Here is a 9,943-nt window from a genome sequence, read left to right as displayed (position 1 = left end):
AAGTTTTTTCATTTGTCCCTGCTGGTGTTTTCGGCCATATTCCCTCTCTGTACAACTGAACACATTCTTTTTTGTATTCATAGCTATATTTCATAAAAATACCCTCCTTACTGGTTTGTCCAGTAAAGAGGGTACATATCACTATCTAGCTGATAGAAGGGAGTTTTTTAAAATTCTCTAATATATTTCATAAAACCATCATTCTTTTCAAGCATTTTAAATATTAAAACGCCTATAATACTTACCATAATAAATTCACTTGCCATAAATTCGAGAATCATAATCAATAATACAGCATCATTAGCTAGAATAAAATATGTTCCCAAAGCAGGCACAATCACCATTAATACCGGCCATAAAGAAGCTGTGAACAAAGTCTTGCTCTTTAAAATAAGACGGAAAGCAATATATGATGATAAGGTACCAAATACCACATCAAAAGCTGCCATAGGTGAAAATAAGTTAGCTATAGCACAACCTAGAACAAGACCTGGTATGAATCTCTTGTTATAAAAAACAAGAAGAACCATAATTTCGCTAAATCTAAGCTGAATTGGTCCATAAGATGCCATAGGCAACAATAAAGTAAGCACAGCATACAAAGCTGCAACAATTGCGGATTTTACCAAAAAATTAGTATCCAAATTATTTTTCATTTTACACTCCTTGATATTTTTTACAATGGGTCCCAAGAAACATTGCCCTTTTATTATAACTTATAAATATAATTTTACAAGCTAAACACTTGAAGATTCAATTAGAATAGACCTGTCTTAGCTAAATACGAACCATCAATCACTTATACTAATTGATTAATCCCCAATAAAAGGTAATGTAAACTTATGAAGTTCAATAGGTTGATATTTTTGTTAGCTGCACTTTTTTTATGCTCGTGTTCTAACAAAAGAAAATCAGATAATAATTACTTAGATAAAGAAAACCTGCAAATGATAGAAGAAATTAATTCCATAGCCAAGGATACTTTTAATAAGGGAGAAGATTTCGTTAATAATTTAGATGTTGTAAACGAAACTAAGCCTGTTTATAAAACTGATAGGAGAGATGATTTAATTAAAAACTTAGAGGATCCTGCAAATAAAGATCCAAAGGCTAAATGGGTTTATGATAATTTCAAGAATTTAACAGATACTGAGGCCTACCTTACTGGAAATGACCCCGATACTATTGAATTCGTATATAATATGAATCATAATATCAAAGATTTCCCATATAAGGAAGGTGAAAGCATTAAGCTAAATAGACCTACCCCTTACTATATTCAATGGGATAATAGATGGGCTTACCAGGAACTATCAGATATTAATATAGGTGTTGCTGGCTGCGGACCAACTTCCATGGCCATGGTCTTAGCTAGACTTAGGAATGATCCTTCTATAACTCCTAAAACAATCGGAGAAGACGCAAAAGAATATATGGTTGAAGAAGGAATTGCTTGGAGCTTTTTTACAGATGAAGCTAATAAGTATGGATATAAATGTGAAGACTTAGAAAAAGATAAGCAAAAAATGATAGAGGCATTAAAGGAAGGGCCTTTAATAGTTTCTGTCGAAAGGGGATACTTCACCCTTGCCGGTCATATTTTCGTAATAGATTCATATAAAGACGGAAAATTTATTATAAATGATCCAAATAGTATAAAAAATACCATGCGAGAATGGGACTATGAGCAGATCCAAGACCAAATAGTTCACATTTGGAAATTTTCTTAAAAAAATATTTGACAGCTACCCCGGAACATGGTATTATATAAGGGTAGTTGATACGCACCATTAGCTCAGTTGGTAGAGCACCTGACTCTTAATCAGGGTGTCCAGAGTTCGAGTCTCTGATGGTGCACCAAATCACGAAGAGGCCTAGCCTCTTTTTTTTATTCTTATTTAACTAGTGTATATATAGTAAAAGAGCTGCCATATTGATTGGCAACTCCTCTTACTGTATATTTATTTATCTATCTTGTATCAAATCATTTGCTGTTTCTAATAAAGCAAGCCCTGTGTAATAATTTTCTCCCATCAAATCATAGATGGCATCTTCACTCAGTACAGCCTGATTTATATCATCCCCTATCTCTCCTCTGTTGGATGCATCCATATCCTTTGTAAAATCTTCGCTATAATAATAAGTAACCAATCTCTTGTACTTATCTTGATGATCTACAAATTCTTCTAGAGCTTTTTTTAAATTTTCCATTAATTTTTCATGATCTTCATATATTTCATTTAGTTCGTTTAGGTAATTATAGTCCATTAATATCTCCTTTAATAAATTTTATCAAATTATCAACATCTTCTTTTATTGAATCTGACAAATCGTCAGATCTATCATTTGTAGTCACTATAACTATATTTTCATCAGCTAATAATGCAATTATTTGACCACCAGTTCCTGAAGCAAAAACTATTTGATTTTTACTCTTCCAAAAACCATAAGTATAAAAATCTTCAGATAGATAAGTAAATTTATCAGAATCTCTAGCAAAAACAGGGGTAAATAATTTACTAATAGAATCTTCACTAAGGACTATACTGTTGTGATATTTCCCCTTTTTCAATAACAAAAGACCAATTTTGATCATGTCCAAATCACTAATATACAACTTACTAGCACCAACAATAAACTTTCCATACGAATCCCACTTTACTTTTTTTATATCTAGTTTGTCGAACAAGTTATCTTTTAAAAAATCATACAGGGATGATTTAAGATAATTTTCCATAACTACAGATAATAAGTAATAAGAGGCATTTGAATATTTAAAATGGGTACCAGGCTTATACTTGATGGGATAATTAATACATAAATTAAGTAAATCTTCTTCAGGAATACCTTCAATATCTTTTGACATCAGCAAGGATTTATCATAGCCTAGACTATGCGATAGTAGATGCTTTACTTGAGTTTCCTTTAAATATTTAATATTATCTTTATTCGTAAGCTTTATACTTTCTTTTAACAAAGGATAGATATAAGTATCCAAATTAAAATCAAATTGACTTTTTTCCATCAGTATTAAGGATCCAATAGCCAAAACACTCTTAGCCACAGATCTCACATTTAAAGGCCTGTTATTAGCCTTCCCTATAATCCTATCCTTATTTCCATCATAGATTAGAAAAGAACTAGCAAGAGATTTTTCTAGATTTTTCTTGTAATATTTTTCTAAATTAGACTCCAATATAAACTCCTATAAGACTTATTTATTAATAGCTCTAAATTAATCATCAAGACAGTTATTTTTTAATACAAATAAAGTTCTATTTATTCCTAGTCAATAAAGCTATTGCTTCTAAATGGACGGATTTTGGGAATTGATCGTAAATCTCGTAATCTTTTATTTCGAATCCTTGTTTTATAAATTCTTTTAAGTTTTCAACTTGTGTTTTTGGATTGCAGGAAATGTAAATGAATTTCTCTGTATCGATCTTTAGAATTTTCTCTAGAGATTTTGGGCTTATTCCTGCTCTTGGCGGATCTAGTATAATCACGTCATACTTATTTCCTACCTTTTCGATTTCTTCTAAGACATCTCCACACAAAAAATTAATATTATCTATCTCGTTTATCTTAGCGTTCTCCCATGCCTTATCTACGGCCTCTTTTACTATTTCAATACCTGTAGCAGTCCTTGCTCTTTGGGCCATGACTTGGGTGATTGTTCCTGTCCCTGAATAAAGATCAAGAACGTCCATACTTTGATCTATATTTGCAAGGTCGAAGGCCTTTTGATAGAGTTTCTCTGCTGTGTAGATATTAGGTTGGAAGAAAGAGAATGGAGAGATATTAAAAGATAAACCAAGCATTTCTTCTCTAATAAATTCTTTTCCATATATTAAATTGAGCTTTTCCACTACTACTGCATCCGCTGGCGAATCGTTTATAACATGGTAGACTGATACGATTTTTCCAATTAAGTCAATTGATAGGAGTTTATTTAAAAATAGATTTATCCTCAAACTATCAAAGCTTTCATCACTTGTAGTAACAAGGATCACCATAATTTCACCTGTCCTATGGGCTTTTCTTATTATTAGGTGTCTTAAAAGCCCTTCTCTAGTTCTTTTGTGGTAGAAATCTGTTTTCTTTTCTCTAAAATAAGCCTGGACGCTCTCCCTTATAGTGTTAAAATCTTCATCGATAATATTGCAATTTGTCGTATCTACAATTTCATAAAATCTATTTTGTCTATGAAGTCCTAAGACAAGGTCTCCTCCTTTTTCGCTATCGCCAAAAGTATATTCCATTTTATTTCTATAAGCCTTAATTTTAGGAGACTGATTTATTTTAATGTCTCCTTCATAATCTATAGAATTATCCTTAAAAAGATTTCTAATCATATCCACTTTTAACATAAGTTCAGTTTCATAGGCAAGCTTCTGGTAGGCACAGCCTCCGCAAATATTAGGATTATCACATGTTTTACTAGAATTTTCTAAGTCTGATTCTTCGATTGTTTCTATTAATTTTGCCTTAATCTTATCCTTGTTTCTCTTTTTAGCCTTTACTTTTACGGTTTGTCCTAGTAGACCTCCCTTAAATTCTACCAAGTTCCCATCTTCATCGTATCCTTGGCTAATATTAGGGTATTTCATTTTTTTTATTTTAATTTCTTTAATCGCTTTTTTTCTCATTTTCACTCCAAAATTTATCTGTTATATTTTTTAATTGTTGATATTGATTTAAATATTTTATACTATTCCAATGTTTAGGAAAAAGCATTTGGTATTGATTCCAGCTATATCTATCGTCGACAAGATAGATTATACCCCTATCATTCTCGCTTCTAATAACCCTACCAGCAGCTTGAAATACCTTGTTAATTCCAGGATAGGTATAAGAATAGTCAAACCCACTCAAGCCTTCCCTATCAAAATGGTCTTTAATAAGATTCCTATCAAAAGATACTCCTGGCATACCAACAGATATAATCATAGATCCAATAAGCCTATCACCTATAAGGTCCACTCCTTCAGAAAAAATTCCTCCAAGGACAACAAAGGCTACTTCCTTACTTTCTTCTGTGAATTTTTTAATAAATCTATTTCTGTCGATCTGGCTCATAGACCTATCTTGAATTAAGATATCATCGCTATACCTTACACTGTAGTCTCCTGCTACGGCTTCTAGATAAGAAAATGATGGAAAAAATATAAAATAATTTCCCTCTCTACTACTTACAAATTCATTTATAAGATCAGACATAGTCGAAACATTCCTTGACCTGTCCCTATAACGAGTGCTTATAGATTTTTGTAAAATAAGTGAGTTTCCTGTAGAAAATGGCATGTCAAGTCGTAATTTGAGGCTTTCCCTTGCACCCAACATATCCATGAAGAAAGGCATTGGAGAGAGAGTTGCAGAAAAAAATATAGTAGATCTTGCATAATCGTATTTTTTCTTTAGGATATGGGAAGGATCTACACACTTAATTTCAAATATTTTATCCTCGTTTTTTTCATCATAGCTAATCACGTTGTAGAAGCCTTCCATAAAATAATCGGAAATCTTAAGATATGAATTTATATTAAAATACATCTCCAGGACATAATCATAATTTTTATCGTCTTTTTCTTCTATGAGAAACTTCTCCAATTTTTTAGCTAGTTCTAGTAGAATCTTATCCAAGCTGTCTATGTGATTTTTCGTATAATAGTGTAGCTTTTTGCCATATTTTTCATAATTATTTTCAAAATTAAGGATAACTTCATCCAATACTTTAATTATTTTCTTGTGTTTATTAATATTAAAACAAGCTTTTAATTCTTTGAATTCACTATCTCTAAAAGAAAAGGAGTACATATCTCTTGCCCTATCCAGGAGATTGTGAGCTTCGTCTATTAAAAATATATATCGCGCTGAGATTTCTTCAAAAAACCTCCTAAGAAATACTGTAGGATCAAAAACATAATTATAATCACAGATTATAAAGTCAGCGTAGCTTGCTATATCAAATTCAAACTCTAGGGGGCAAACCTTGTATCTTTCGGCGTAGGAAGTTATAATATCATAATCCATTATAGTTTCTTTAGTTAAAATATCTTTTAAAGCGTCATTTACCCTATCAAAGTGACCCTTAGCAAAGGGACAATCATCAGGATTGCATCTGACCTCATCATTAAGACAGATTCTCTCCTTAGATGTGATTTGTAAGGCCCTTATCTTAAGTCCATTTTCTTCCAATAGCTTAAGGGATTTGATAGCTTCTTTTCCAGTTGTATTCTTGGCTGTTAAGTAAAATATCTTGTCCGATAAGTCTTCTCCAATAGATTTTATTGATGGAAAGATAGATGAAATAGTCTTTCCTATTCCTGTGGGAGCATCTACGAAGAGATTTCTCTCCTTAAGAATCGCAGTATATACAGCCACCGCCATCTTCCTCTGCCCCTTCCTATATTGTCCGTAGGGAAAGGTCAATGACTTTGAGCTCGTATTCCTTTCTTCTAAGTTTTTTGTGATAATCTTAGAGAAGTCTATGTATTTTTTTAATAAATCTATGTAAAATATCTCAAGCTCTTTCCTAGTAAATGATTTTTTAAAAATCTTAGTTTTATAATTTTCTGTAGATACATAAGTTAGGCTGATATTTATTTCTTCTAATTCATTATCAACAGCAAAGAAATAAGCATAACATTTTGCTTGTGCCCAATGAAGCTTATTCTTATCATCTATCTCTTCAAGCTTTCTCTTGGTAGACTTAATCTCATCAATAGTATAAGAATCCTTATCCTTGATTAGACCATCGGCTCTTCCTTCAACTTGAAAGTCGATTCCAGAAATACTTGTTAAGTTCTTAAGTGAATATTCCTTGTTGTAATTAAGGCCATAAGACTTCTGAATTTTCTGATGGGCTCTTATTCCTTCAATCATCCTTGTATTATCTCTAAAAGTATTGTCTATATCTCCAGAACGCATTACAAATTCTATTAAGTTTCTTACAGATATTTTAACTAACATATTATCACCTAGCTAAATTATAACATATTGGGTATAAATTTAGAAAGAAGAAAGGAGCTATTATGAAAGATACAATTGATTTAGCCTTAAATCATAGGACTATACGAGAATTTACGGATAAAAAAATAGATGATAAAATGATAGAAAAATTATTAGATGTAGCAAATCATTCAGCTTCATCTAATGGCATGCAGATGTTTTCTATAATCAGAGTAACTGATCAAAATATCAAAGATCAACTAGCAGATAATGGTAATCAAGAATATATGAGAAGGGCACCAGAGTTATGGATTTTCGTTGCAGACTTATATAGAAATTACTCTATAGCTAAGGAAAATGGAGTTGAAAATGACGAGATGATTAGCTTTGATAAGTTTATTCAAGCTTTTACAGATGCTATTATTGGAGTTCAAAATGTCGTTGTTGCATGCGAGTCCTTGGGACTTGGGACGAATTATTTTGGAAATATCCACAACGACACTCAAAGGGTCATAGACTTATTAAATCTACCTAAACTTACCTATCCAGCTGTAGGACTTGGCTTTGGCTACCCTAACCAAAATCCACAGCTTAAGCCAAGAATGCCCATAGAGCTTAAGGCCTTCGAAAATTCTTATAAAGTTTTTGATAGTTATAATGAAAAGATTAAAGATTATGATAAGGAAATGACTACTTATTACGATCTTAGAGATGCTAACAGGAGAAGTGACTACTTCTCCCTACAAATTCCTAAAAAACAAGGATCTCTTATTAAAAATCGTTGCAAGATGTTCGAAACATTAGAAAGACAAGGATTTATTATAAATAATAAATAAAATAAAGCCCCTTCTATTTTTTAGCTATTTAGTTTATAATAGTATTATCAGAGTAGATAAAGAGCATTAAGTGTTAAGAAATGGGTTGTCGTTCTTAAACGAAGCGAATGCATGATTCTTTATCGCAACCGCTGACCTCTGATAGAAAGGGGATTTATGAAAAATAAAATACTAATAAATAATTTAGTTAAGGCAGCGATGTTAACAGCACTAAGCATAATTTTATCGAGGATATTCGGTATCCAGCTTACACAAGATATAAAAATATCTTTTGGTACCCTACCTCTTATGCTTTCGGGTATACTATTTGGTCCATTGCTTGGAGCCCTATCGGGACTTGCAGCTGACCTAATAGGAATTATGATTAATTTGGGAGGAGCCTATCATCCTGGCTTTACCTTAGGAGCTATTTTAACAGGAATGGTGCCTGGCCTTATATTTATGTTTGGCAAGAAAAAAGACATTTCCAATAAAGTCTTGATTCTTCTTGTTATAATTTTTGTATATGGGATTAACCATGGTTTCTTGACACCTTTATGGTTGACACAACTTTATGGAACTCCTTACAAGGTTCTTCTTGCAGGCAGAGCCATTAAAGTCATGCCAGATGCTATTATAAATTATATATTGCTTTTATTAATCTATGAAAGATTAATACCAAAAATGAAATAAAGAAAAAGGAGTTTGCATTCTTATATAACAAAGCAAACTCCTTTTAAATTAAAATTTTCTACTAGCTCCTCCACCACCAGTGCTTCCACCTCCGCCGGAAAAGCCGCCTCCAGAGAATCCTCCACCAGACGACCAACCTGAGAAGGGATCATCATCATTGTCATTCCAGAAACTCCTACCATACCAACCTGGGTAGTTTCTCCTCCTTCTTCCTCTATAATACGAAGAAGGTCCGCGACTAATTCTAGTAAACATGTTTGAAATTAATATAAATACTACCAGTATAAATAATATCTCAAACATACTAATTCCATCGCTAGCTTCTAGATTTTCTTGATAAGCTTCATAATTACCATCTAAAGTGATATCGCATTCGCTTAAAACTTGGCTAACTACGGCATTGAAACCTTCATTAATACCCTTTGAGTATTGGCCATTTTTAAAATAATCTAACATAAAGTTGTCTATTATTCTACCAACTTTGGCGTCATTTAATATTCCTTCTAGGCCATATCCTGGTATAATTGCGATTTCTCTTTGGTCTGTATTTTTATTTTCTAGAAATAAAATCAAGACTCCATTATCCTTTACTTTATCTCCGATTTTTAGTTCATTAAATAAATCGCTTCCATAATCCATACCCTCTAGGCCATTTGGATTATTAAGGCTTAGGACTACTATCTGAGCTCCAGTCTTACTTTCTAGTTCTCTATTGGTCTTTTTGATATTTTCTTTGGTACTTTCATCTAAAATTGAAAGCTCATCATAATAATAATCATTTACCTTGCTGGATATATCATCTGCTCGAGCAAGAGTTGGAAAAAGGCAGAAGATAATCAGCATGATTATATTTAATTTTATTCTTTTAGCCTTTTCCATAACATCTCCTATTTATTGAAATCTACAGTAGGCACTTCTTGGGCACTTTCACTTGCTTGGAAATACTCCGCTTGTTTGAAGCCCGTGATTTTACCAATTATATTAGTTGGAAATCTTACAAGCTTAGTATTAAATTCTTGGCAGGCTTCGTTGTAGTTTTTTCTTTCAACCGAGATCCTATTTTCACTACCAGCAAGCTCATCCATCAAAGCAACAAATTGAGTATCTGCCTTAAGCTCTGGATAAGACTCAACCACAACATTGATATCTCCTACAGCTCTTGTTAACTCTTCGTTAGCCTCTGCAAGCTCTTCTGGGCTGTTAGCATTTTGTACTCCAGCTCTTGCATTAGTTACTTTGGTTAGTGTATCTTCTTCGTGATTTGTATAACCTTTTACAGTATTAACAAGGTTTGGTATAAGGTCTGCCCTTCTTTGTACAACATTTTGAACTTGAGCATAGGCTTGATTTACATTTTCTCTTGATGTAGCTAGATTGTTATATGTTGGCACAATCGCTATTAATAGTATTACAGCTATTACAATAATAGCAATTATAGCTGAAAATCCTTTCATTTTTTTATTTTTATTCATAATTCCTCCTCT

Annotated in this window: 10 protein-coding genes and 1 tRNA gene; 4 read left to right on the top strand and 7 right to left on the bottom strand. The window is 32.4% G+C overall.

Features of this window, described 5'->3' with window-relative positions; all coding sequences use genetic code 11:
* Positions 1 to 167: 167 nt before the first annotated feature.
* A complete protein-coding gene (locus tag MRZ08_RS04855) occupies positions 168 to 656 on the bottom strand; it encodes a QueT transporter family protein (protein ID WP_297379970.1) in 489 nt (162 codons plus the stop codon).
* A gap of 291 nt (positions 657 to 947) precedes the next feature.
* Between MRZ08_RS04855 and MRZ08_RS04850 the strand changes: the two genes are divergently transcribed.
* Both MRZ08_RS04850 and MRZ08_RS04845 read left to right on the top strand, forming a co-directional pair.
* The gene (locus MRZ08_RS04850) at positions 948 to 1,730 is read left to right on the top strand and encodes a C39 family peptidase (protein ID WP_297379967.1); all 783 of its coding nucleotides are present in this window, start codon (positions 948 to 950) and stop codon (positions 1,728 to 1,730) included.
* Between the two features lie 54 nt (positions 1,731 to 1,784).
* Positions 1,785 to 1,860, top strand: a tRNA-Lys gene (locus MRZ08_RS04845).
* Between the two features lie 105 nt (positions 1,861 to 1,965).
* Here the strand turns inward: MRZ08_RS04845 and MRZ08_RS04840 are convergent.
* The 4 genes from MRZ08_RS04840 to MRZ08_RS04825 all read right to left on the bottom strand — a co-directional run bounded on the left by MRZ08_RS04840 (position 1,966) and on the right by MRZ08_RS04825 (position 6,972).
* Complete coding sequence (locus MRZ08_RS04840) at positions 1,966 to 2,268, bottom strand: DUF4298 domain-containing protein (RefSeq protein ID WP_297379965.1); 303 nt, start codon at positions 2,266 to 2,268, stop codon at positions 1,966 to 1,968.
* Complete coding sequence (locus tag MRZ08_RS04835) at positions 2,258 to 3,196, bottom strand: serine hydrolase domain-containing protein (protein WP_297379962.1); 939 nt, start codon at positions 3,194 to 3,196, stop codon at positions 2,258 to 2,260. The genes MRZ08_RS04840 and MRZ08_RS04835 overlap by 11 nt, the downstream gene beginning before the upstream one ends.
* Positions 3,197 to 3,275: 79 nt before the next feature.
* Positions 3,276 to 4,649, bottom strand: a complete 1,374-nt coding sequence (gene rlmD / locus MRZ08_RS04830) for a 23S rRNA (uracil(1939)-C(5))-methyltransferase RlmD (protein WP_297379960.1) — start codon at positions 4,647 to 4,649, stop codon at positions 3,276 to 3,278.
* Complete coding sequence (locus tag MRZ08_RS04825; RefSeq protein WP_297379957.1) at positions 4,630 to 6,972, bottom strand: ATP-dependent DNA helicase; 2,343 nt, start codon at positions 6,970 to 6,972, stop codon at positions 4,630 to 4,632. The genes rlmD and MRZ08_RS04825 overlap by 20 nt, the downstream gene beginning before the upstream one ends.
* A gap of 62 nt (positions 6,973 to 7,034) precedes the next feature.
* Between MRZ08_RS04825 and MRZ08_RS04820 the strand changes: the two genes are divergently transcribed.
* Complete coding sequence (locus tag MRZ08_RS04820) at positions 7,035 to 7,787, top strand: NADPH-dependent oxidoreductase (RefSeq protein ID WP_297379955.1); 753 nt, start codon at positions 7,035 to 7,037, stop codon at positions 7,785 to 7,787.
* A 156-nt stretch (positions 7,788 to 7,943) separates the two neighbouring features.
* Positions 7,944 to 8,459, top strand: coding sequence for a folate family ECF transporter S component (locus tag MRZ08_RS04815; protein WP_297379953.1), 516 nt, complete (start codon positions 7,944 to 7,946; stop codon positions 8,457 to 8,459).
* Positions 8,460 to 8,507: 48 nt separating this feature from the next.
* Here MRZ08_RS04815 and MRZ08_RS04810 read toward each other — a convergent pair whose 3' ends face one another.
* A complete protein-coding gene (locus MRZ08_RS04810; protein ID WP_297379949.1) occupies positions 8,508 to 9,338 on the bottom strand; it encodes a TPM domain-containing protein in 831 nt (276 codons plus the stop codon).
* An 8-nt stretch (positions 9,339 to 9,346) separates the two neighbouring features.
* Entirely contained in the window at positions 9,347 to 9,931 is a 585-nt protein-coding gene (locus MRZ08_RS04805) for a LemA family protein (protein WP_297379946.1), read from the bottom strand.
* Positions 9,932 to 9,943 lie beyond the last annotated feature (12 nt).

It is taken from the genome of Anaerococcus sp. (genome assembly GCF_022770135.1).
Taxonomy (GTDB): Bacteria; Bacillota; Clostridia; order Tissierellales; family Peptoniphilaceae; genus Anaerococcus.
This window is presented reverse-complemented; position numbering and strand designations above follow the sequence as displayed.